The 23,917-nt window shown below is 60.5% G+C and carries 26 protein-coding genes; 12 read left to right on the top strand and 14 right to left on the bottom strand.

The annotated features are described in order from the left end of the window. Positions 1-353: 353 nt before the first annotated feature. The 10 genes from SM754_RS19690 (at position 354) to SM754_RS19645 (ending at position 6,921) form a co-directional block, all read left to right on the top strand. Positions 354-794 (top strand): DUF8030 family protein, encoded by a 441-nt coding sequence (locus tag SM754_RS19690; protein WP_501993830.1) that lies wholly within the window; start codon positions 354-356, stop codon positions 792-794. A gap of 182 nt (positions 795-976) precedes the next feature. Then, complete coding sequence (locus SM754_RS19685; protein WP_323677843.1) at positions 977-1,522, top strand: hypothetical protein; 546 nt, start codon at positions 977-979, stop codon at positions 1,520-1,522. 130 nt (positions 1,523-1,652) lie between these two features. Further along, positions 1,653-1,943 (top strand): DUF8069 family protein, encoded by a 291-nt coding sequence (locus tag SM754_RS19680; RefSeq protein ID WP_323677842.1) that lies wholly within the window; start codon positions 1,653-1,655, stop codon positions 1,941-1,943. After that, entirely contained in the window at positions 1,943-2,269 is a 327-nt protein-coding gene (locus SM754_RS19675) for a DUF7558 family protein (RefSeq protein WP_323677841.1), read from the top strand. The genes SM754_RS19680 and SM754_RS19675 overlap by 1 nt, the downstream gene beginning before the upstream one ends. A 79-nt stretch (positions 2,270-2,348) precedes the next feature. Next, on the top strand, positions 2,349-2,702 hold the full coding sequence (locus SM754_RS19670; RefSeq protein WP_323677840.1) for a DUF8105 family protein: 354 nt from the start codon (positions 2,349-2,351) through the stop codon (positions 2,700-2,702). A 6-nt stretch (positions 2,703-2,708) separates the two neighbouring features. Further along, positions 2,709-3,038, top strand: a complete 330-nt coding sequence (locus tag SM754_RS19665) for a DUF8158 family protein (RefSeq protein ID WP_323677839.1) — start codon at positions 2,709-2,711, stop codon at positions 3,036-3,038. A gap of 92 nt (positions 3,039-3,130) precedes the next feature. Further along, positions 3,131-3,499, top strand: a complete 369-nt coding sequence (locus SM754_RS19660) for a hypothetical protein (protein WP_323677838.1) — start codon at positions 3,131-3,133, stop codon at positions 3,497-3,499. Next, a complete protein-coding gene (locus SM754_RS19655) occupies positions 3,496-4,065 on the top strand; it encodes a hypothetical protein (RefSeq protein WP_323677837.1) in 570 nt (189 codons plus the stop codon). The genes SM754_RS19660 and SM754_RS19655 overlap by 4 nt, the downstream gene beginning before the upstream one ends. 601 nt (positions 4,066-4,666) lie before the next feature. After that, entirely contained in the window at positions 4,667-5,566 is a 900-nt protein-coding gene (locus SM754_RS19650) for a DNA-binding protein (protein ID WP_323677836.1), read from the top strand. Between the two features lie 221 nt (positions 5,567-5,787). Further along, complete coding sequence (locus tag SM754_RS19645; RefSeq protein WP_323677835.1) at positions 5,788-6,921, top strand: homing endonuclease associated repeat-containing protein; 1,134 nt, start codon at positions 5,788-5,790, stop codon at positions 6,919-6,921. A 480-nt stretch (positions 6,922-7,401) separates the two neighbouring features. Here SM754_RS19645 and SM754_RS19640 read toward each other — a convergent pair whose 3' ends face one another. From SM754_RS19640 to SM754_RS19630, 3 genes are all read right to left on the bottom strand, one after another. Next, complete coding sequence (locus SM754_RS19640) at positions 7,402-7,647, bottom strand: hypothetical protein (protein WP_323677834.1); 246 nt, start codon at positions 7,645-7,647, stop codon at positions 7,402-7,404. A gap of 102 nt (positions 7,648-7,749) precedes the next feature. Continuing rightward, complete coding sequence (locus tag SM754_RS19635) at positions 7,750-7,971, bottom strand: LysE family transporter (RefSeq protein WP_323677861.1); 222 nt, start codon at positions 7,969-7,971, stop codon at positions 7,750-7,752. Positions 7,972-8,195: 224 nt separating this feature from the next. Then, on the bottom strand, positions 8,196-8,900 hold the full coding sequence (locus SM754_RS19630; protein ID WP_323677833.1) for an SDR family oxidoreductase: 705 nt from the start codon (positions 8,898-8,900) through the stop codon (positions 8,196-8,198). A gap of 94 nt (positions 8,901-8,994) precedes the next feature. Between SM754_RS19630 and SM754_RS19625 the strand changes: the two genes are divergently transcribed. After that, positions 8,995-9,702, top strand: coding sequence for a helix-turn-helix domain-containing protein (locus SM754_RS19625; protein WP_501993829.1), 708 nt, complete (start codon positions 8,995-8,997; stop codon positions 9,700-9,702). Between the two features lie 169 nt (positions 9,703-9,871). Here SM754_RS19625 and SM754_RS19620 read toward each other — a convergent pair whose 3' ends face one another. From SM754_RS19620 to SM754_RS19580, 9 genes are all read right to left on the bottom strand, one after another. Next, positions 9,872-10,918: a lactonase family protein gene (locus SM754_RS19620; protein WP_323677831.1), complete on the bottom strand. Its 1,047-nt coding sequence runs from the start codon at positions 10,916-10,918 to the stop codon at positions 9,872-9,874. Between the two features lie 6 nt (positions 10,919-10,924). Further along, positions 10,925-11,809 (bottom strand): NAD-dependent epimerase/dehydratase family protein, encoded by an 885-nt coding sequence (locus SM754_RS19615; protein WP_323677830.1) that lies wholly within the window; start codon positions 11,807-11,809, stop codon positions 10,925-10,927. Between the two features lie 41 nt (positions 11,810-11,850). Then, entirely contained in the window at positions 11,851-12,795 is a 945-nt protein-coding gene (locus tag SM754_RS19610) for a mannonate dehydratase (protein ID WP_501993832.1), read from the bottom strand. Positions 12,796-12,805: 10 nt separating this feature from the next. Next, positions 12,806-14,077, bottom strand: a complete 1,272-nt coding sequence (locus tag SM754_RS19605; RefSeq protein ID WP_323677828.1) for an AGE family epimerase/isomerase — start codon at positions 14,075-14,077, stop codon at positions 12,806-12,808. 9 nt (positions 14,078-14,086) lie between these two features. Next, positions 14,087-15,268 carry an ABC transporter ATP-binding protein gene (locus SM754_RS19600; RefSeq protein WP_323677827.1) on the bottom strand — a complete coding sequence of 394 codons (1,182 nt, stop codon included), beginning with the start codon at positions 15,266-15,268 and terminating at the stop codon, positions 14,087-14,089. 91 nt (positions 15,269-15,359) lie between these two features. Then, complete coding sequence (locus tag SM754_RS19595) at positions 15,360-16,244, bottom strand: carbohydrate ABC transporter permease (RefSeq protein WP_323677826.1); 885 nt, start codon at positions 16,242-16,244, stop codon at positions 15,360-15,362. Continuing rightward, entirely contained in the window at positions 16,244-17,182 is a 939-nt protein-coding gene (locus SM754_RS19590; RefSeq protein ID WP_323677825.1) for a carbohydrate ABC transporter permease, read from the bottom strand. The genes SM754_RS19595 and SM754_RS19590 overlap by 1 nt, the downstream gene beginning before the upstream one ends. A 28-nt stretch (positions 17,183-17,210) precedes the next feature. Further along, positions 17,211-18,638, bottom strand: coding sequence for a substrate-binding domain-containing protein (locus SM754_RS19585; RefSeq protein ID WP_323677824.1), 1,428 nt, complete (start codon positions 18,636-18,638; stop codon positions 17,211-17,213). 49 nt (positions 18,639-18,687) lie between these two features. Further along, on the bottom strand, positions 18,688-19,713 hold the full coding sequence (locus SM754_RS19580; RefSeq protein ID WP_323677823.1) for an alcohol dehydrogenase catalytic domain-containing protein: 1,026 nt from the start codon (positions 19,711-19,713) through the stop codon (positions 18,688-18,690). Between the two features lie 279 nt (positions 19,714-19,992). Between SM754_RS19580 and SM754_RS19575 the strand changes: the two genes are divergently transcribed. After that, positions 19,993-20,757 carry an IclR family transcriptional regulator gene (locus SM754_RS19575; protein ID WP_323677860.1) on the top strand — a complete coding sequence of 255 codons (765 nt, stop codon included), beginning with the start codon at positions 19,993-19,995 and terminating at the stop codon, positions 20,755-20,757. A 183-nt stretch (positions 20,758-20,940) separates the two neighbouring features. On the opposite strand, the gene dgoD is transcribed toward SM754_RS19575, so the two are convergent. Together dgoD and SM754_RS19565 are read right to left on the bottom strand one after the other, a co-directional pair. Then, entirely contained in the window at positions 20,941-22,092 is a 1,152-nt protein-coding gene (gene dgoD, locus SM754_RS19570; protein WP_323677822.1) for a galactonate dehydratase, read from the bottom strand. A 391-nt stretch (positions 22,093-22,483) separates the two neighbouring features. Beyond that, positions 22,484-23,863, bottom strand: a complete 1,380-nt coding sequence (locus tag SM754_RS19565; protein WP_323677821.1) for a DUF5677 domain-containing protein — start codon at positions 23,861-23,863, stop codon at positions 22,484-22,486. Positions 23,864-23,917 lie beyond the last annotated feature (54 nt).

Below are 23,917 nucleotides of genomic sequence, written 5' to 3'. Positions count from 1 at the left end.
AAGTCGGATATCGCCGATATCACCTTTGTTACCCCGCCGTCGAGCAAATTTTGAAACCACAGAGTTATTCCGGAACTCGTCGAGGTACTTTCTACGCCGTCAAATCGGCCCGACGAGGTTCTTCTTCGATTTGATGCCGTTATAGTGTCTTGCATATCGCGGTTTTCGTCCAAAGAAAGAGGCGATATGCAATGTGCGAAGGCCGCCGGCTCTCTCAGGCCGAGGGGCCATCACAGGGGTAGCGGACCTACGGAAGTATCAGATTTAGCGCATAGATTGAACGGGTGCGTTTTGGTGGTGTCTATCGCCCCCGCGAGGGGGTGGCGGGGCGCATCACGTGCCCCCGATAGACGATGGCTTCGGAACAACGCAGCAAGACACGAGCAGCGGATCACGCAGCAACTAGCACTGATGGTGAGGCGCCGTGGGCGGACCTCGAGATGACGGTTCCGACCGACCGGGATCACGCGTCGGTCGTCGCCCTCGTGGAGTGTGCTCTCGTCGAGCTCACGCACGAGACCGTGGGCGCCGTCTTCACCACCCACCAGGTCGGGCGGTCGACGCGGACGCAGTACGTCGCCGCCGACGACGTCGGCGAGCAGTTCCAGAAACGGCACTTCGACGACCGACTGGGCTGGCACGAGACCACCACCCCCCGACGAACCGTTCGCGACGAGCTCATCACTCAGCTCACGCGGTCGCCCCCGACGTCAACGGAGCAGTCAGGTGAGAGAGCAACCAGCGAGTCAGACACCTTCGTCGTGAAGCCAGTTCGAGAGCTCCGAACGCCGTAGCGGTTAGGCTTAACCAACATTCCGAATCGATACCGACACAGTGTTGGTTAACACTAGGACTGGATCCACTCCCTCACCCCCACCCACCGCCCGACTCTTCGAGTGAGTGAATCCTGTCGACAGGTCGGCTCGAACGGCGGTCGCGACGGGTTTTATCGGGCCGCTACTCCTCGAGAGCGAGTATGGTCGTCGTCGAGGAGGTCACCAAACTAAGCGAGCGGCGTACTCAAACCTCGTCTGAGGTGTTTCCGGACGATGCGCTGGCGTCGATTCGGGCGGCCGTCGAAGCTGTCCCGGCCAGTGTCTTCGACGGCTCGACGAAACACACGGAGGTCGGTGGGTTCGATGCCGCCATCGCCGACGGGCTCTCGCAGTACGAGTACGAAGGGGACGCCGCCGGCGGCTACAACCCGAACTGCAAGCTCTGGGCGCATCAGGGGTTTAACTACAGCGTCGATCTCTACGACGCCGACGCCCGCATCGCCATCGAGGTCGAGAAGAGCGAGCGGAAGAACGTCAGCGATGACCTCCTCAAGTTCCAGAGGGGGTACCGCACCCAGAAGGACGGCCGGCCGAAGATCGAGTTCGGCTGTCTGGTGGTGCCAGTAAACTACCTGGGTCGGCATAACCTGTACCAGCACAGTCTGACCAAGCTCGACTTCGTGAAGGGCGTCCTGTTCATCGACGACGTCGCCGTCATCGGCTATCGCGATCCCCGACCGGACTAGACGCTGTCACTCCTGACTGTTTGTCGGCGTCCCCAGAACGCGGAGCGTTCTGGTGTGCGCACGAGAACGCTGTTTCTCGTGCACGCCGGGAGGCGTGCAGCGCGCGACAGGGTGCGCTGCGTGACTCACCATGCCTTGTCCCGATCCGCACGACGACACGAGTCGCGACTACGAACAGTTCGAGAAAGAACTGCTCTCTCAGGACCGTGACGCCGCCCGGGTTGACACGGCGGACGTCGACGACACGACGGCCCAGCGCCTGGTCAGCGAGCTCATCGACACGGACATCGTCACTCCAGTTCCTGAGGATCAAGTTCTGGTTCACGAACCGAGCGGCACCACGTTCGAATCGACGACACAGCTGGCCGTCTTCCACCGTGGCTGGATGGCCGGCCGCGACGCCGACGCGGAGGCCGAGTGATGCAGCAGACCCTCGTCGGCTGTGCGTTCTGCCACGCCCCGCCCGGTACCGAGACTGGCGAGGCCCACACCTGGGGGCAAGACGAGCGGGTCACCCACCCGATCTGCGTGGACTGCGCGATTCAGACGGAGCCGGATCCCGACGAGCGCGATCACGTCGCCTGTGACGGCTGTGGACTCGTCGTTGACACGCTCGCGGCGCTCACCCGGTTCCGGGTCGAATTGGGGCATCTGGAAGGCCCATTGCAACTGTGCGCTCGCTGTAGTCCCGGCGGGCTCGCGCCATACTGGACGCGCGACCTCGGGGCGCACATCGTCACGGACTGACGCACCGAGGAGTCGTCGACATAGGTGACACGGCGGTAGGTCCACTATCTTCAACAGGTGAGGGCTCCTCAGGATGCCTATGGACTGCCCCGCATGCGGCTCTACAGTCACCCTCGAGGTCGGACCGGACCGGCCGCTTTCGACGTCGCTGTCCGACGCAGTCCTTGCAGCAGAAGAGGATGAGCGTATCGAGGTGACCCGAGACTGTTGGGACTGTGGCTGGCACGAAACGCGGCAGCTCCGCATTGAATCGGTCGACACAACCGCAGGCGACCAGACTGCCGTCGAGCGAGCCGCCCTCATCGACGAGATCACCGATGAACTCGCGGAGATCGATCAGGTCGCAACGCTCGAGGAACTCCTTACAGAGACCCGCCGGCAACGAAGAGCCGACCCAGTGACGACTGATACGGACGGCAATGCCACTGAGTGACTGGATATGTCTGATACAGAGCCCCGTTATAACGTTCGTGAGCAAACCGGGGATCCTGACCACGCATCGGTCGACGATGTGATCGACCTCGTGGTCCACCGGGCGCAGAACCCGCGAACGGAGCACGAGGATGCGCATTTCGACGGGACGATGGCGACCGTTATCGATACCTACGGGACCGAACCTGTCCGCACAGTCATCCACCGCGTTCTCGTCGACAACGAACCGTTCCGGACCGCCACGAACGGTCTTGAGATGCGTAATGTCGACGGCGTTCGGATCGGGACCGCAGCCAGCTGGTTCCTCGAGGAGTTGAACGCACAGGACGACGGCTGAGACTGGCCGGACGGTCCGTCAACCCCTCGATGTGCAAGCTTTGTGCAAACGCCGAAACGGTTATCCATCTATGTGCAGAACTTGCACATAGAATGAGCGCAAGCGATGACCCGCGACGAGTCCATTTCCAGTCGCCGGAGTATCTTGTCGACCGGCTAGATGCGATCGCGGAGCTCTTCGACAAGGATCGGACGGATCTGCTTGTCGAGGCGATCCGTGAGTACATCGAAGACACGGCCGACAGCGAGACGTTCCAAGAACTCGTCGCGACGAAGTACTACGACAACCAGCTTGAGTTCGAGACGGTCAAGCAGTTGGTCGGCGCCGAGACTGCTCAGCGCTTCCGACTTCTCAAAGCGGACCTCGAAGATGAACCACTCGATCTCGCTGCCCCCGACGACGTCGACGTCTACGATGGCGACGCGACGGCGGTTGAGCCCGCAGCCGACGATGAGCGATGAGCGGCCGGCGACTGCGAACAGTCGTCGCCGACACCAGCGCGCTGGTCAGTCTTGCGGTGCCCCGTGCCGACGCGACCGTCGGTACCGACACCCCGGACCCGTTCCAGTACCTGCTCACGTCGTGTGACGTGGTCGTGCCGTCGGAAGTCGTTACAGAACTCCGTGACATCACGCAGTATCAAGATATCCACGCCGCGGCTGCGAACAATGTCCTCGTAGCCCGTAGCCACTACACAGTCGAAGATCCATACGACCGCGATGAAACGCCAGACTCTCGGCCGACGTTCGGCCTCGATGACGGCGAAACTGATGGCATCGTCCTTGCGAACGCGCTCGGGGTCGATGGGTTTCTCACCGACGAGTTCGGCGGGACGAACTTCCCACTCATCCACGCTGTGTTGCAGGGCCCGCGGATCGTCCCGACGCCGCGACTCATCGTCGACTACGCTCGGAACGGGCATCTGAGCCACGAGGCGGCTCGAACGCTACTCACGACGATCAGCCCCCATCGGAGCTGGGAGAACAGTCCGTACGTCACACAATTGCTCCGCCGTCTCGAAGAGTAACCGGCCTCCGAGTAACGATGCCGAACACCCAGCGCCGGCGACGACACCCGAAAGCCCTCGGCCGCTCGACGTCCCGCGACCACCGCTGCGCGCCTCGTGCCTGCGGTGCTTGCGGGGTCGGGGGACGACCGAGGCGGCCTCGCCCTTTCTAAGTCCGCCAGGACGGTAGCTGGATCGCCGAGTGTCGCAGCCGGCTGGACAGGTGTGTACGCAACGGCCCGCCCCGCGCGCCGCTGCCGCCCTCCGCGTCGCTCGCGACCGACCATTCCGGGCGTGCGGGCGCTCTCCGCACCGCCCGCGCCCGTTCCGGGCTAAAGTGCATGTGCCCTCGGCGCCAGCGGGTAAGCGCGAGGGGTTGCGCGGCGTGGCTGCTCACCCCCCACGCTTTCTCCGCTGGCCGCTCGCTCCGGGCGGGTCGGCGCGCGGTGCTGGTTGGGGCCACCTCATGCAGGCGCGCTCTCGCTCGCGCCCGGTAGGGCGCTCGCGAAGGCGCGAGCGAGAGCGCGCAGATGGTTCTGTCGGTCGTTGTCGTCGGAAAACCGCGATGTAGTAGCATCGCGGTGTCGGCGCGTGAGCGCCTTCGGAATCTGGTGTGATTCCAATGTCTATTAACAACGCTAGCGGAAAGGTCGTTTCGGTCGATGAACAGGCATTCGAGAACGCGGGCGGTCAGGCGGTCGATGAAGACGGCTTCCCGGTCGTCGACGAGACGCCGGAATTCGAGGCGGCGGTCGAGCAGGAGACGCAGGCGAAGGTGGATGCGAACCACCCGGATGGGATCGCGGACACGAGCGAGGACCGGATTCACGGTGTCACCCTCGAACAGGAGGAGCGCATTCGGGCGCGGGAAGCCGAACTGGAGCGCATCAGTGCCCAGGCCGAGCTGGGCACGCAGGACGGTCGGGAGCAGCGCACGCGAGAGGTCGTCGCACAAGGGAGCACGCAGCGCCGGCGGGAGTTCCAGCAGCGGGCCGCGAGCGTGGACCCGATGGCCGACCCCGAACGGGATGATCCCCGAGCGGAGCTCTCCCAGGACGAACTGGCGACGGTGAACACGGAAGCGGACCGACTCGCGACGCGGGTGGATGGCTGGTCGCGCGCGGCGATCAGTCGACGCCTGGCCGACGCGGTCGTCGACGGCACGGACATGACGAGTGCGGTCGTGCGGGTGTTCGAGGAGTTGCAGACGGCCCCGGGGCAGGTGGTTCCCATCGGGAAGCTCGAGGACATCGATCGCAAGGAGGTGAGTGTCGACGGTCAAATCGAGGTGCTTTGGGATAGTGACTCTCCAGCCATCGCTCAAGTTGGCCTCATCGCAGACGAAAGCGGGCAAACGAAGGTGACGATCTGGGAGAAATCGAATGCCCCCTGGATCGAAGAAGGTGAACGGGTGCGTATCCACGGAGCGGCGAGAAATTGGTACGACGGACGCGTCTCACTGGCCGTCACTGGCTGGTCAACCCTTCATTTCCCGGAGCGCGGCCGCTGGTGGGACGAATAGCCGGACCGAGCAGCCTCTTTTTTGTTGTGTGCCAGACCGACCCAAGCCCCACCACCCCACCCACCGCTCCGTGCTCGCTCCCTACGGTCGCTGCGCGCGCAGCCACAACCTCGAGACTGCGTCTAAGATTCATCCCTGAGGTCGGGGGAAAGGGTGCGCGACCGGGCGTGTTTGTCCGACCCCACGAGGGGTGCGGGCGTGCCCAACGCTCGGAGCTACGTATGAAAATCGAAGGAGACTACACGTGCGACATCTGCGGCGAATCGTTCGAAACGAACGTCGAGATTGCTGGCCACATAGCAGGCCACAAGCGGTCAATCACGCCGGATCACATCATTGAGGAGCTCAGACGTGTCGCCGAACAAAAAGGCCGAACGCCGATGCAACCCGAGGTTGAGAAAGAGACAGAGTTCACAGCTGGTGCCGTCCAATCAACGTTCGGGAGTTGGCGAGAGGGACTGCAGGAAGCTGGTCTTGAACCACTCGATCATTCCTACTCAGAAACGGAGGTAATCGAGGAGTTACAGCGCGTGGCCGAGATGCTCGGTCACTCTCCGTCAGTATCGGAAATGAAGACACACGGGGAAGTATCTCCAGCTGTGGTGAAACGGCGATTCGGATCGTGGAATACCGGTCTCGACGCTGCAGAGCTATCGACGACGAAATCGGCCAAGGTTACACCAAAAGAAGTAATCTCAGCGATTCAGACGCTCGAAGAAGACCTTGGGCGGCCACCGACCGCCTACGAAATGGGTGAACAAGGAGCGTACGCAACGAAAGTCGCCCAGCGGCGATTCGGTAGTTGGAACGCTGCACTTCAGGAGGCAGGTTTTGACCCACATACGCGGCGAAATATCCCCGAAGAGGAGTTACTGACGGAGCTCACTCGGCTCCGCGATGAACTGGGGCATGTTCCCTCAACTGTGGATATGAGAGAACACGGGAAGATCACGATCTACCCGTACATCCGACGGTATGGATCATGGAAGCAGGCTGTGGAGGCGGCCGGGATGGAATATCGCGGCCAGCCGAGCGGTCCAGATCATCCCACTTGGAAGGGTGGTTATGGGGATATCTCATACGGCCCAAACTGGTACAAGCAGCGCAAACGTGCCTTAGAACGGGACGGCTTCGAGTGCCAGATGCCAGGATGTTCCATCGACCGTGAGACCCATCGCGAGCGCTGGGATCGTGACCTGAACGTCCACCACATTACGCCGCTTGGCGCATTCATCGATGCCGACGGGGTTCTGGACTACGAACGGGCAAACCGACTTGAGAATCTGATCACGCTCTGTCAGCGCCACCATATGATCTGGGAGGAGTTCGCCCCGCTTCAGCCCGATATTCGCTAATCGGATCCGGTGGTGTTGCTCGCCCCCGGCGATGGGTGGCGGGGCCACCAGTTATCCCGTCTCACTATGACTGACGATACGACACTCACGGCGCGTGAACGGCTTCGCATTCACCTCCGCGAAGCCCGCCGTAGGACCGATTCGCCAATCGTGGAAGCACAGCTCGACGCCGCGCTGGATGCCTGGACCGACCTCCCGCCGACACCGCTGCGGGAGTGTCCCGTCTGTGGGAAGGTCGGACTACCCGAACGAATTCAGCAGCACGCCTGCAGGGACTAAGAGCATAGATAGTTCGCACACCTCTTAGCGCAACCATCCAAACGAGACGTACATACGGATGAACGATAGAACGGATCAGGTCGTAATATCCCTGATTTCCGTCAGAATCGCCGTGGCCGACTTAGAGGGTGCATGCAGCAATCGACCGACCCTTGGGGACGACTGCCACTGAGCCGTTCGAGTGGCGAGTAGTTGGTGACTTCATAGTGCTCCCGAGAGCGCGAGTAGGCCGAAGGCGACGATCACGAGGCCAGCCAATCGGTTCACCCGGCGCATCACCGATCGAGTGAACCGACCCCGGAGCAGACTCACACCGACGCTCAGCGTGAGCCACCAGAGTGCCGACCCGAGAAAGACGTCACCGACCAGTGCGGCGGCCTCGATGTACGCTCCCGACGTCCCGATTCCAAGCCCGGCGAAGATACCGACGAAGGCGAGAATCGTCACCAGATTGGTGATCGTCAGCAGGAATGTCGAGCCGTAGTCTCTGGTGAGTTCCCCCGTGTCGGTCGCTGCGGTAGCGTCGTTCGTAGGCTCGGTACGGAAGGACTAGACACCGAGGTACAGGAGTAACGCTCCGCCGGCGAGACGAATCACCGTCTGGTACTCTAGTAGGAGTGCCGAGACGAGCGTGATTCCGAACCCCACGGTGGCCCCATACACGGCGTCCGCAGTCGCGGCTCCGAGGCCGCTCACGAATCCAGAGAGTCTCCCTTTAGAGAGCGTTCGCTGGATACACAGCACACCGATCGGGCCGACCGGCGCGGCGATGGAGAACCCGAGGACGATGCCTTGTAGCAGGATATCGATTGTCGCTGTCGTTAATACGCATCACCACACAGCCGCTCAAACACCGCGTGTTGGGAAATACGTTCTGTAGGTGTGCTACTGTTCCAATCGATTGGAGAAGGGACTCGTGTAACTGCTGGATTTGCGCGCTGTATTCAGCAAAGAAGATACCGGCGATAGATGGGACAGAAGCAGGTCCCTACTGATCAGACGGACTCGGTGAGGCCGCCATCAACGCGGATGTTCTGGCCGGTGATGTAACTCGACTCAGAAGAGACCAGATACGCGACTGCGTCCGCTATCTCGGCCGTTCGTGCTGGTCGGTCCATCGGGATTCGCACTCGCGTCTCCTCGTCTATCTCGTAACTGTCGACGAATCCCGGCTGGACGGTATTCATCCGAATCCCACTGGCGGCGTACCGGTCGGCGTAGAGCTTGGTGAAGCTCCCAAGTCCAGCCCGCAGCACCGACGAAACGGGGAACGTCGCGGAGGGCTCGAACGCCGAGAACGTGGAGATGTTCACGAATGCCCCGCCACCCTGCTTCTCCATGATGGGCGTGACGAGTCGCGCCATCCGAACCGTATTGAGCAGTACGAGATCGAGCCCCTCGTGCCACTCTTCGTCCGAGATATCGAGCAGGTCGCCGGACGCCGGGTGGCCCGTGTTGTTCACCACTGCGTCGATACGCCCGTAGCGTTCCTGTGTCGTCTCGACGAGCGCCGCCAAGTCGTCGTAATTCGTCACCGACCCCTCGAATCCGGCCCCGCCGAGTTCCTCTGCGACCTCGACGGCGCTCCCTGACCGTGACATCAGTACCGGAGTGTAGCCATCCTCACTCAGTTTCCGTGCGCATGCCTCGCCGATTCCACTTCCAGCAGCAGTCACCACAGCGACCTTTTGTTCGTCCATACTCCGTGTATCCACGCCGATGGGATGAGCACATAACCTGCTATAGCAGGTGCCAACCCATCTCGTTTTTTATTGGTGACTGCTATACACGACTATGAGTGCGACCGAGTCTGGAGAAACACTACGACTCACTTTAGATGTGTGGCATCCTGGGTGCTGGGTGCTAGACGTGACGACACAGGTTGACGTCGGTTTCCTGGGATACGCAATCTACACTCGTGAGAGTGGCAGAGCGAGCACGCACTACACTGTCTATGGTGACGAACAGGACACTATAGCGGAGGGTCTGTCGGTGGTTCGAAACCATCCAGCAGTGTACTCAGTTTCGGGGATGACCCACGGGTATCGACACGGTCGTGCCCCAACACCTGGCAATGCAACCCGTGACTTGTTGGTCGAGCACGATGGAAAGACACAGATCAGCGACGCGTTCACGTCTCGTGGGTTCGTCTATGGTGCCCCAGTGGATGCCTTCGGAAAGACCGAGCACTGGACGGTCCTCTCGAATGCCACTCGTGAGACGATTCGATCACTGCTCGATGAGATTCGAGACGAACGAGACGCAGAGATTGTCGTGAAGTCGATTACCAGTGCCAGCCGTACGGAGGACTCGAACTCACTCCCCCTCGATGGACTCTCGCATCGGCAGCGGGAAATCTTTCAGCTGGCACGGAAACGGGGGTACTACCAGCACCCAAAGGCCATCACAGCGGGAGAGCTGGCTACAGAGTTGAGTATTACAACCTCTACGTTCCACGAACATCTGCACAAAGCAGAAGCGAGAGTACTCGACCTGTCGTAAGATCTGACCAGCTGAATCTGAGCTTATTTGGGCCGCTCTTTTCCGGTTCAGGCTCTGGACCGACTCGCGCCCTCTATTCAGCACGTCCGGAAAAACGCCATACATCAGAATAATCCAACAGGACCACTCGACATCGTACCGAGGGGTGTTCACGCAGAAAGACGGCACTCTACGCTATAAACCTGAGACAGACCGGGGCACCAAGCGCTGTCGCCCCGCCGATTCGGTCGAGCGTCCCTGCGTCGGAGTCGAACCCGAACGGCACGATGGTGTCGCTGTGCTGGTGACAGACGAATACCCGTTCGCCGTCAGGGTGAATCGCGAAGTTGCGCGGCCACTTCCCATCCGTGGGTCTGATGTCCGTCCGCGAGACGTTCAGTGGCGAGTCTTGCGTCGCGAACGACGCGATGGAGTCGTGTCCCCTGTTCGTGGCGAACACGTGCTCGCCGTCGGGGTGGACGTGAACGTCGGCGGCGATGGTTCCGTTCGGATCGACGTCGTCCGGAAGCGTCGAGTGCGTCTCTTCGACGACGGGACATCGGGGGTCGGTCAGGTCGAGGACCGTGAGGGCCGCGTCGAGTTCGTTCAGGAGATAGCCGACAGGCTCGTTCGGGTGGACCGCGAGGTGACGCGGCCCGGCACCCGGCTCACAGTCGACCGGCGCGTCGCCAAGCAGGCGGAGCCGCTCTGTGCGACGGTCCAGCTCGTAGACGACGACCTGGTCGGTGCCGAGGTCGGGGACGTATACGAGAGAGTCCGTGACGAACCACGCCGAGTGTGGATGCGGGGCCGCCTGGCGGTCGTCGTTCGGCCCGGATCCCTCGTGCTCCTGTCTGTCCAACGGGCCGTCGAGCCCGCCGCCAGTACTCACGGACAGCAGGGTCACCGAGCCACCGGCGTAGTGAGAGACGACGGCGTACTCTCCAGTCGGGTCGAGCGCGACGTGGCACGGCCCGTCGCCCCCGGTTCCCGTGCCGTCGAGCCGGTCGAGGGAGCCATCGTCCTCGTCGACGGCATAACTGACTGCCGATCCGTTCTCCCGTTCGTTCACGGCGACGACGAACCGCTCCGTCGGGTGGATGTCGAGGAACGACGGGTCTTCCTCCCGAGCGGTATCACACAGTGTGATCGACACGCCATCGACGCGGTGTGTCGAGAGCCCATCGCCTCCGTCCCGAGTGTACGAGCCGACGACGGCGAACTCCGGTTCGTTCATCAGGGGTTACAGATCCCGCCAGCTGTGTTCGGGCTCCCAACCGAGCAGCTCCTTCGCCTTCGAGAGGTCGACGATCGCCTCGTGGCCGGCGGGTGGTTCCCGCAGATCGGCCGCAGGGTAGAACGTCTCGACGACCTCGGCGGTCGTCGCGTCGGCCGTAGTGTCGCCTGCGACTGCCCAGAACACCTCGTGGCCGTCGTAGTCCGCCTCGACCGCCTTCCGGGCGATCGACGCCGAATCCGCAATCGCGAGGTAGGAGAACAGCACCTCCCGGCCCGTTGCCGGATGGACGTCGTGAAGTGCGTCGAGTGACCGGTCGGGCTCGACGAAGTACTCGTCCATCTCCTCGTCGGTGGTCACCCACGGGTACCGCAGCGAGGAGATAGTGAGGTCGGTCGTCGGGCGCCGGCCGAACCCGTCCGCGGTGACCTCCATCGCGTGTTTGGCGATGCCGTATGGGTCGCCGGGCGTGCGCGGGTGGGCCTCGTCGAGTGGAACGTACCGAACGTCCGCCCGACGATCTTGATGCTCGCTTCCCATGGCGTTGATGCTGGAAGCCAGACAGACTGACTCTAGCCCGAGCGCGTCGGCCGCCTCGAGGACGTGCGCGGCCGACATGACGTTGCTCTCGTACACCCTGAAATCGGGGTTCCCGTAGGGGTCTGGAATCGTTCCCATGTGGATGACGGCGTCTACGCCTGTCTTCGCGAGCGCACCGTAGGTCTCGCCGGCGTCGAGGAGGTCCGTCGTCACGTACGTGTCCGAGACCTCCTCGCGTCGTTTCCCGCGCGAGACGTTCACCGTCTCGTAGCCGTGCTCTCCGAGGTGTTCGAGGATCGCCGAGCCGATCTTCCCGTTGCCTCCAGTGACCGCTATCGTGTCGAGTGTCATTGGTTGTGTCAATTGTATTGGTGATGGTTGGGGACGCCGCGCTACTCTAGCAGACCCTTGATGTACCCGATCGCGAATAGCCGCCCCATGTCGGTGTACCCAGCCATCGCGTCGTCGCGGTCCTGTTCACCGACCATCCGCGGGACGTGGTCCGGGCGGATCGGCCCATCGAAGCCGACCTCCCGGTACGCCTCGATTGCGGCCTTCATGTCGGTCGGCCCCTCGTCGTGCCACGTTTCGACGAAGTTCCGCTCGTCACCCTCGACGTCACGGAAGTGGACGAAGTGGATCCGGTCGCCGAACTCTCGGATCGCCTCGATCGTGTCGCCGGCCATCGCGGAGAAGTTCCCCTGACAGAAGGTGACGCCGTGGTGTGGACTGTCGTGGAGGTCGAGAATCCGTCGGTAGTCCTCGACGGATTGGACGATCCGCGGGACGCCCCGGACGGGTGAGGTCGGTGGGTCGTCGGGATGTAACGCGAGGTTCACCCCGTACTCCTCGGCGACTGGGACGACCTCGTCGAGAAAGTACCCCAGGTTCTCCCAGAGGTCGTCTTTCGTGATTCCGGCAGCGTCGTGCTCAGGAGCACGCTCCATCCACTCGTGGTCGTAGCCGATGCGCTGGGAGTCGCCGCGTCCCGGCAGCGAGTCGGAGGTGCGGATGACGCCGAGCGGGTTCTCGGTCCACACCCAGCAGTACGTGTCGATTCCGAGTCGGCCCATGTTCTCGATCAGCGTTTTGACAGTCTCGATCTCCTCGTCACGGCCCGCGTTCCCGAGGACAGTCTTCTCCATCGGCGGCCGATCCTCGACGACGTCCAGCGAGAAGCCGTGGTCCTCGAATCGGGTCACCGTCCGCTGGAGCGTATCGTACTCCCACCAGTCGTCAACGCCCCAGAAGCGCACGACAGCAGTGTCGATGCCGAGTTGCTTGGCTATGGTCCACCGCCGATCCGGCTTCGGCGGGAGCATTACTGTCGGGTCCATATCGTATCTGTCACTCATCTGTGTTCGCGGTCGTGAATGTACGGTCGGCAGGCTGTGCGTCGTGCGCGGAGCGCCAGCATTCGTAGAATGCGCTGACAGGGTGGTAGTCGGGCTCGACGCCCGGTGGGTCCGGGGCGACGAGGTCGTCGCCGTGATCCGTCGGAACCCGCTTTTCGTACCACGGGCCAGCAGGGCCGCGGTAGCGGTCGGTACACTCGATGAACCGGCGGTTTAGCGTCCGGAGTCGGTCGGCTGCGTCATCTTCGTGTGCGGCGGCACGCTCGGTGAGCGCCGCGGAGGCGCCGATGGCTTCCGCCAGTGCCCAGCCGTACTGATCCGGCACGATGGGCGCCCCGTCTTCCTCGTGGGTGTACACGAAGCCGGTCTCCGTCCAGCCGTATTCGATGGCAGTTTCGAACAACTCGAGTGCGCGGGCGTACCAACCGCCCTCGGACACATACCCGTCGCCCCCCTCGGTGTCGGCTACGGTCGCGTCATCGTACCGGTCGAGCAGCGCGAGGAACTTCGCCCACTCGACGTGGTGGCCGGGCTGGTACCCCGGCGGCCGGAACTGGTGACGAGGTTCGTCCTCATTGTATCCGAAGTCGTGTTCCCAGTCGTCAGTGTAGTGTTCCCACAGCAGCCCGTCGGTCTTCCCAGCGAGAGCGATCGTGATTTTGTGCGCGATATGCCGGGCACGGTCGAGGTACCTCGGTTCTCCCGTGGCCTCGTAGGCGGCGAGATAGGCCTCGCAGGCGTGCATGTTCGCGTTCTGGCCGCGGTATTCCTCCTGCTCGGTCCAGTCGGGAGCGCAGTCGCTCCGGAGCATCCCGGCGCCGTCGCGGAAGCGATCCTCGATCAGCTCGTGGGTTGCCACGAGATCATCCTCGGCGCCGTCGATATCGGCCGCTGTCGCACGTGCGTACGCGAGGAGGACGAAGGCGTGCCCGTACGCCGATCGGGTCCGGTCGAGCGGCTCGCCATCGCCGTCGACGACCAGGTGATAGCCGTCCCCGTCGTCAGTGCGGTGCGCCTGCCGGAGAAACGCAAGCCCGTGTTCGGCAGCGTCGAGACACCACTCTGGGCCGTCGGCGACCGCGCCGACCGCGAAGTTCGCGATCGACCGACACGTCGCCACGAGGTGTCGCCGGTGGTCGGTGTACGGGTCGCCAGACATCGGGTGCAGCAGCTGGAAGCCGCGCTCTGCGAGTGCGTCCGGATACTGCATCCGGAGCGTCGCGAGTAGCCGGCCACGATTCGCGTTCGAAGGAGTGTCGATCATCTCAAATTCTTATAACTGGCTGGAACTCGTGCTTGCGTTCTGTGACTGTCCACCAGCGAGCATCTCGACATCGTTGTCGAGTTTGCGTTGATGGATCGTCTCACCCGACTTCGTATCGAAGAGATGGACATCCTCGGGCGGGAAGTGTGCGTACAGCCGCTGTCCTTCAGCGATCGGTTGCTGACCGTCGACCTCGACGACGAACGTCTGCTCGTGGGACTGGTCGACTGGCTGGATGTACACGTACGAGATACTCCCCATCGGCTCGACGACGTCGACAACGACTTCGAACCCGTTCGTGTCGATGGAATCGTCGTGCAGTTCGATATCTTCCGGTCTTGCCCCGATGGTGACCTCCGCACGGTCACCGACATTCGAATACATCCGCTCGGAGAGTTCGTACTTGAAGCCGTCACAGATTAGCGTACTGGCGTCCTCGACGTCACCCTCGAAGAAATTCATCGACGGTGAACCGATGAAACCGGCGACAAAACGGTTCCGTGGACGGTAGAAGCACTCCAGCGGTGTCCCGACCTGCTGGAGGTCACCGTAGTTGAGCACGACGAGGCGATCACCCATCGTCATCGCCTCGGTCTGGTCGTGCGTGACGTACAGCGTCGTCGTGTCGAGGTCGTTCTGGAGGCGATTGATCTCGGTTCGCATCGTCGTCCGGAGCTTCGCGTCGAGGTTCGAGAGTGGTTCGTCCATCAGGAACACGTTCGGATCCCGGACGATCGCCCGACCGAGCGCGACACGCTGTTGCTGCCCACCGGAGAGTTCGCCGGGTTTGTTATCGAGCAGGTTCCCGATGCCCATCATCTCGGCGGCTTCCGTGACTTGGTCTTTGATCTCCTGCTTCGAGAGGTCAGTCGACATCTTCAGCCCGAACGACATGTTCTCCTCGACGGTCATGTTCGGGTACAGCGCGTAGTTCTGGAACACCATCGCAAGGTCCCGTGCGCGTGGACCGAGCTGGTTGACGAGCGCATCGCCGATGTGGATGTCTCCCTCGGTCTGCGTTTCGAGCCCCGCGACGATCCGCATGAGCGTCGACTTCCCCGACCCCGATGGGCCGACAAAGATGACGAACTCGCCGTCTTCGATTTCGAGTGAGACGTCGTCGACGGCGACGACCGAGTCGCCGCCCTCACCGAAGCGTTTCGTGATGTCATCTAACGTGATACTTGCCATTATTTCTCCTCCGTGATGCGGCTCGATGCCCCCGCCGCAGAGGGGTATTTTGCGAACAGTGCGTGCCGTCCGTGCGAAGTCGTGTTCGTACTCATTCTTTGATCACCACGCCGAAGCTGAGACCAGCGGCGAGATACTTGTTCACCGCGATCAGGAAGATCACAACGGGGATGATCATCGCCGTCGAGGCGGCTGCGAGCATCCCCCACTCGATAGAGCGAGAGCCGATGAACGAGTAGACGAACAGCGTCACCGGAACCGCATTGAAGTTCGTCAGTACGAGACCGAACAGCAGCTCGATCCAGGCGAAGATGAAGCTGATGATGGCGACCGAGAAAATTCCAGGTTTGGCCGCCGGGAGGACGACCTTGCGGAAGCCTTGGAACCGGGTCGCCCCGTCGACACGTGCTGCCTCTTCGAGCGTCTCGGGAATGCCGTCGAAGAACGCCTTCATCACCCACACCACCAGCGAGAGGTTGATGCTGACGTACATGAACACCATCCCGATGCGCGTGTCGAACAGGTTGAGTTCCCGGAAGATGACGAAGAACGGGATGACGACGGCAATGGGCGGGAGCATACGTGAGGAGAGAATCCACACGAGCACGTCCCGCTCCATCGGGATGTCCCACCGCGAGAGGACATACGCGGCAGGCACGCCAATGAGCAGGACAAGTACCACGGACGCTCCGACCATGATGACGCTGTTGGCGAAGGCTGCGAGGAACGCGCCGTCCTGCGCGAGTTGGATGTAGTTGTACACTGTCGGCAGGAAGATCCAATCCGGCGGGAGGGCGTTCGCCTCCCCTGGCGGTTTCAGCGACATCGAGGCCAGCCAGTACAGCGGGAACAGCACGATGAACGACCACACCAATAGGAGGCCGTGCCGGCCGATCCGAACGAGCGTCTCTTGAGTGCTCTTGTCGAGCCATTGCGAGCCGGTCGCAGAATCGATGTCTTGAGACTGAGTCGCCATCAGTCCCACACCCCCTCGAAGCCGACCTTCGCGATGACAATGTTGGCGATGGCGATGACGAAGACGAGGTAGACGACTGCGATTGCGGTCGCCACCCCAGGTGAGTTGTTGATGAACATCTGCTCGTAAATGTTAATACTCACCAGTTGGGTCGCCGTCCCCGGGCCACCCTGGGTCAGGCCGTACACCACACCGAACGTCCGGAACAGGTCGATCATCCGGATGAGGACAGCGACGAACACCACCGGTTTCATGTACGGGATGATGACGTGAACGTACCGCCGCCACAGCGGCGCGCCGTCGACCCGCGACGCCTCGATGAGGGTTCCGGGTACCGACGAGAGGCCGGCGTAAAAGATGATGAACATGAACGGCGTCCAGTTCCACGTGTCGAGAAGAATCACCGTCAGCAGTGGGATCTCCGAGAGGAACGCTGGAGCTGCGAACGGAGTCACTGTCTCGATCAAGTATGGGATGACCCCGATCTCACTGTTCAGCATGATACGGCCAATCGTTGCGAGCGAGACGGGTGCAACGGCCATCGGAATGATGAACAACACCCGGTAGAACGATTTCGCCCGCGAGGACTCGACGCCCGCGACGAGTGCGGCGAGGAAGAACCCGAGGAAACTCTCGAGGAGCAGCGCACTGGCGACGACGGTAATCGTGATGACGAACGAGTGGATTGCACCCCCACGGGTGAACGCCGTCTCGTAGTTGCTCAGGCCGACGAACTCGGCGTTCAGGATGTTCACTGTGGGCTCTTCGATCAGACTGAGGTACAGATCGTACGCACCCGGGAAGAAGGTGATCATCACCATCACCAGCACCATCGGTGCGATGAACCAGTACGGGAGGTAGTCGTTCCACAGATTCCGCAGTCTGGCGAAGCTGGGCTGGTCTTTGGTTACCGTTTCTGTTTGTGTCTGGGTATTCATTGTTGGTGATTAGCTTGAAACGGTTGCGTTACTCGCTGTAGATGTCTTCTGCAATCCCCGCCGCGGTGGTCATGGCAGCTTCGGCGGATTTCTGTCCGGCGAGAGCTCGCTGCAGTTCCTCTGAGTAGCGCTGGCCCCACTCGGGATACTTACGATCGAATGGATCCGGCGCTGCGGCCTGTAAGGATTCGAGCGTGACCTGTGCGAAGCCCTCACCAACACGCGAGCGGAATTCATCGTTCTCCCAGACGGACTGCCGGACCGAGAACGCGGCCTCATTGTTCAGATGCATCCAGGTGTTGGTCGGCTCCGACGTCGCCCAGAGCATGAACAGGAACCCCTGTTCGGAGTTCTGCGCGTTCTTTGAGGTGGAGACCTGCCAGTTGTACGCGTTCGGCGAGAACTGGCCATCGGACGGGGACGGTACCTTGGCGATGCCGACGTTGTCGGCGACCGACGAGTCGGAGCCGGTCAGTCCGGGCCAGAACAGGTTGGCGTCGGCGACGATGTGGCCCGCACGACCCTCCTGCATCGTCGAGAGTACGTCCGACCAGGACTGTGTAGATGCGCCTTGGGGGCCGAAGTCCCGCAGCAGGCTCGTGTACCACTCCGCCGCGTCGATAACGCCCTGGGAGTTGAGGCCGGAGTCACTCGGGAACTCGCTCCAGAGTTCGGCACCGTTCTGCCGAAGGAAGGTGTTCAGCACGTAGATGTTCATCCCGTAGCCCTTCTGTCCGCGACCGACAGTGCCGACGACGTCCGACTCGTTCTCGTGAATCGCCTGGGCGTTCTCGACGAACCCTTCCAGTGTCTCGGCGACTTCGAGGCCGTGTTTCTCGTAGAGATCCGTGCGGTAGAACTGGGTCTGGACTTCGACAGTAATCGGGAGCCCGGTCCAGTTCTCACTGAAGCCACCACCGTGTGCCTGCCACCGTGACGCCTCGAAGAGGTCCGTCGGCTGGTACCAATCCTCGTCGTACAGACTGCTGTCGTTGAAGTACGGATCGAGGGCCTGAAGCCACCCTTCTTCGCGGTACTGGTTGACCACCTGGTCCATGAAGAAGACGTCGAACTGGCCGGCACCGGTACTCACGTCGGTCTGACGCTTGGTCCGGAACTGGTTCTCCGGAAGAATGTTCCAGACGACATCGATTCCAGTGAGTTCCTCGAACGTCGGAATAGCTGGTTTAATCGCCTCTACCCACGGGTGCTGGACCGCACCGATGTTGATCTGTGATCCCTCGAACTGAGCCCAGTCGATGTCCGCGTCGTACTCACTCAGTGGAATCGGAGGCTCACCTGATGATGAGCTCCCACTGCCATCCGAACCGGAGCCGTCGCCGGAATCAGTCGCTGTCTCTCCGCCTCCGCCACGCGTACAGCCAGCAAGTGCCGTACCGGCCGCAACACCCGTGGCTGTCTTTATTAACGTCCGTCTGTCGATTTCTTTCGTCATTGTTGTGTGTCTCAGTGTTTGTGTAGTTGGTTAGCCAAGCTGTGCTGCGCTACTGCGAGGGGTACACCACTTTCTTCAGGCCTTCACGAGCCTCCATCTGCTCAAACGCCGTCTCGAGCCCATCGAGACCGAACTCATCGGTGACGAGCGCGTCGACGTCGATACGGCCGTTTTGAAGCAGCGTCACGGCTCGTGCGAACGTACTCGGCGTGAGCGAGTAGCTCGAGACGATCTCTCGCTCCTCGAAGAAGAGGTCAAACGGCGAGAATTCGACCGTTGTGTCCTCAGGGGGGACGCCGAAGATGAGTGTCCTGCCACCCGGTCCAGTCAGGCCATGTGCCTGCTGGATGGTCTTCGGAAGGCCGACAGCCTCGATGGCGATGTCGACATCTCCGACGAGGTCTGGAATAGCGGTCGTCGGGTCCTTTTCGGTCGGATCGATGGCGTAATCGGCCCCGAGTTCGAGGCCGACTTCCCGCCGCTCGGCGACCGGTTCAGATAGGACGATGGTCCCTGCACCGCTCGTTCGTAGTGTCTGGACGATCACCTGACCGATGAACCCTCCACCGACCACGACGACCGTCTCCCCACTCGTCAAATCGACCTGGTCGATACCGTTGATGACGCACCCGAGTGGTTCGGCGACCGACGCCGTCCGGTAATCGAGGTCGCCGATGTTTTCAACGTTTCCGACAGGCACAGCCGCGTACTCCGCGAACGCGCCATCGATGATGTTCTTGGCTGCTCCGCCGATAGACGTGAGGTCGTGGCAGAGATTCTCCCGACCGGCCTTGCACGCCCGGCACTCGTTGCAGGGAACCGATGGGTTGATGGCCACCCGGTCTCCTTCCTCGTAGCTGTCGACGTTCTCACCGACAGAGACGACTTCTCCGGCGCTCTCGTGTCCGGGTACCATCGGGTAGTCGACGGTGAGGTTTCCGCTGTACATGTGCAAATCTGTCGTACAGACGCCACAGACGCTGATCGCGACAAGAATATCGTCCGGACCAGGTTCCGGTCGCTCCCTGTCGGAGGTTTCTACCGTGTGGGCGTCGGTCAGTGTAGCTGTCTTCATCGTTTTACGCCGATTCGATGACACCGGAAAGTAGTATATAACGGTTCTGCCCAGGTACAGAAACCTCAGTTAGAAGCCCATTGTGGCCCCATTTCGGCATTTTAGCCTTGTTTTTCAGAGAAAAACACGATTAAAAATCATATACAAAATATAATGATAAATATATGTGTGGTAGTTCATGAGGGTTATATCTGGAACGTATTGATCAGAAAAACCGGTTCGTGTTCTTCTCTACAAAACACTAATAACGGAGGCGCGTACTCTTCATACGATGCGTTGATGACCCGAAATAGCTCGCAAGGGGTTCAAGCGACGGTCAACTCGTTCCGGATTCTGGAGCAGCTGGTGAGGGCTGAGGGGTCGTTGGGCGTGACGGAGATCGCAGACGCTGTTGGCCTCTCGAAAGGTGTGGTCTACACACACCTCAAAACACTCATTGACCTCGGTTACGCCAGAAAACAAGAACAACGATACCTCTCTTCGTTTAGGATCATTAAAATCGCAGAAGACATCCGACACAATATTCCAAGATTCACACAGGTCAGACACAACGTCGAGAATCTCGCACGAGTGACAGGTGAGGTTTCGACGCTGTTTGTAGAGGAAGACGGGGTGGGTGTCTGTGTCTATACAGCAATGGGAAGTGAACCCTGGTTACCTGATTACACCTGTGGAAGTCGTATACCCCTCCACGTCAACGCACCCGGAAAGGCGATTCTTTCGTCGTTTGACCGGAACCGTGTCGACTCGATCATCGAAGAACACGGTCTCAGTCGATTGACGGACGACACACTGACGATTCCAGAAACCCTCAATTCAGAACTCAGTACGATCCGTGAAAGTGGCGTTTCGTTTTGCAGAGGAGAACAGTTTTCGGACGTCGTCGGGGTCGCAACGGCAGTTGGTCTCGGTGAGCGCGCGCCAGCGGCGGCAATCGGTGTCTGCGGCCCGAGCGAACGATTGTCTGGTCGCTACCTCGAAGAGGACATCACTGGCCAAGTAATTAGCACTGCGAAGACGATTCAGATCGACCTCGCGAAGTAGAGATCCCAATCATTCTCCGGAATACGTTCTTTTCAATAAATATGACCGGTGCGGACGATGCGCTCCTCTCCTGTTCGATTGCAGCCTTTGTCGATAGATACCGCCCCAGGTTCTACTCGTGGCTCTCGACGGGGCGCCCCAATACCGGCTGTGTGCTTGGTGGATGACAAGTCGCGGTGAGAATCACCACTCGGCGAGACTGCCATCCTCATGGTGCCAGATCGGGCTATACCAGTTGACCCGTGACCTTGCCTTCTCACGGACGAAATCCTCGTCAACGTCGATACCGAGACCGGGCCCAGTCATCCGTTCGATATACCCGTTCTCGAACTCAAACACGTCGGGGTCACGGAGGTATCTAAGCCACTGACTTGAGTCCGGATCGTGGACATCGAGGTCCTGTTCATGGAGTACGACGTTCTGCGAGCAAAATCCCACCTGGAGACTCGCAGCGAGCGCGACAGGCCCAAGTGGACAGTGCGGAACGACGGCGACATCGAAGGCTTCTGCCATCGAAGCGAGTTTCCGCATCTCGGTAATACCACCGACGTGCGAGACGTCGGGCTGAATAATCGAGACAGCGTCGTTGACGAGCAGTTCTTTGAAATCGTACCGCGAGTACAGGCGTTCGCCCGTCGCGAGTGGAATCGTCGTCTGGCCGCTGAGCGACTTGAACATCTCCGTGTGCTCCGGGAGGAGTGGTTGGTCGACGAATGCGAGATTGTACGGCTCGAGCTGTTTCAGGAGTGCACGCGCCATCGGCTTCGAAATTCGGCCGTGGAAGTCGAGCCCAAGGAGGGCATCGTCGCCGACAATGTCCCGAATCGCTGAAATTTGGTTGGTGACCCAGGCGAGTCTATCGGGTGTCGCAAGCGGGTTCACCTCACCAGGTAAATTCGTCTTGAACGCTCGGTACCCCTGCTCACGGGCTTGTATTGCTTCTTTGGCGAGTTTCTCGGCACTCTCTCCACTCAGATATTTATGTACGAGCATCCGGTCACGGACGTGACCGCCGAGGAGCTGGTGTACTGGGACGTCGTGATACCGTCCATTGATGTCCCAGAGCGCCTGGTCTATCCCCGAGAGAGCGCTCATCAGGACTGGCCCACCACGGAAGTAGGCGCTCTGGTAGAGCTTTCGCCAGTGATACTCCGGACGAAGCGGGTTCTCGGTGAGCAGGTGCTCTTCGATGAGGCTCGAGACGGCAGTCCGGACGGTCTCCAGCCGGCCCTGGACGATTGGCTCGCCCCACCCGACGATTCCCTCGTCCGTCTCCAGTTTGAGGAGTAACCATCGGGGAGGGACGGCGAACAGTTCGTAGTCAACAACCTCCATACGTGTTCTTTGATAACGCACCTACTTGAACCAACAGCACGGCCTGCCCTACTCTGTCTGTTCATTACCAACGTTCGGCGAGTTCCTGTTAGATCACTTGCCCCGGCTTTTGATCAGAGATAGACTGGAACATACGCGCTGTGTATACAGCACGGGCTTCAAAATACCCACCGGAACTGATAGCTTCTCCAACAACCAGTTCACAGACCCACTTATTACAGGGTTATTGAGCATACGGAGGAGTGCTCCCGGAAGCAGACGGTAGTGGGAAGAATATTCAGTCAAGGCGACCCTCTTTTTTGTTGTCTGCCGGACCGACCCTGACCCCGCCGCCCCACCCTCCGCTCCGTGCTCGCTCCTACCGTCGCTGCGCGCGCAGCCACAACCTCAATCACGAATCGACATCGAATTCAGAGAGGTCGACCTCTCGGTAAACCCATTCTTCGAAAGCAGCATCAACCAGCTCTTCGAGGGAGCTGTAATCGGAATTAGTTCGAATCGTTGTGTCCACGGCCTCTGGGAGATCGTCTACATCCGTCATCTCGTCAAGGTTGACCGGAAGCGCGTTCTCAAACGCCGATTGTGACTCGAACTCGGTCTGCTCACGTACGAATTCATCGATGAACAACACTGACGTGCCCACGTGATTTAGAGCAATATCGACGATATCTTGATCGGCCCACTCCTCCAGTCGGTCTCGTTCGTCCTCCTCTAGTTCTTCGGCAGCCGCTGCGAATGCATCTTGGATGTCGCTCACGAGTTGTTCCATTCCCTTCATTTCCGCCACATGAGTCGCAGATGACTGCCACTCAATAAACGCAAACGTGATTTGCGCCAAGGAGACCGCCGTTAACTGGCCTGGACGGGCCAACCCTGCGTTCGACGGGCCAGCCAGTAGGAGGTCGGGCTGTTCAACGTCAGGGATATCGATGATACCGAGCCGGTCAAGGGTCCCCTTCGATCCCCCGTGGACCGATTCGCTGGCTAGCCGGTAATATGGCCGGTAATGGTTCAGATCGCCAGCTTCCTGGAGGTCCCTAATCGACGGCCCGCCACCACCCTCGTATGCGTCTGCTGCCCACCCGGTTCCGTACCCGTTATCGTCGAAATCGGATCCAAACCGCTCTACCAGCTCCACTTTCCCCTCTTCGAGTGACGCCATCGTCTCATCATCGATCTGTTCCTCATCAAGGTCGTCTGCGTGTTCTTGATACGTCTGAGCGAAGTAGTATTCCCAGAGATACCGGTAGTGCAGAAAACGCTCGGCTGTGTCGGAGCCTGCTTGCTTGATGAAGGTAGTGGTAATCGAGAGTTCGTGAAGGGATCGCCATCTGGCAAAGGCTCCATCAGCAAATCCGCCTTTGAGCAGGTGGTGGATCTCCATCGCGACCTGTACTGCCCGTGCGTGAAGTCGAGTCAGAGCGTCAAATACGAAGTCCTGTTCCTGAGCTGCCTGGAGCCGATATTCCGAGTTAATTGCATCACCCGTTTCTTGCGACCAGATAATGAACCGTTCAAGCAGTTCCAAAGGTTCCCCCCAGCGATCTTCGATCCCGCGCTGAAATTCTGCCTTGGTTTCATAGAGCCGTCGCAATCCCTCGTCATCCTCGCGGACCTGCTGGTACATACTATCCCCAACAGCCTCAATGACCTCGCTGGTAGCTTCCGCGATCTCGTCTTCGGTGGGTTCCTCGTCGAGTTCTCCTTCCTGAAGAAGTTCCAGAAGCTGGTCGTGGATTGCCTGAGAGAGTGGGTCAGTATCGTTGGGCATTCTGAATTACTCTTTCTCGTGTTTCAGCAGAGTAGATGATGGAACTTTGGGAGC

The sequence above is a fragment of the Halorubellus amylolyticus genome (assembly GCF_034808145.1).
GTDB lineage: Archaea > Halobacteriota > Halobacteria > Halobacteriales > Natrialbaceae > Halorubellus.
This window is presented reverse-complemented; position numbering and strand designations above follow the sequence as displayed.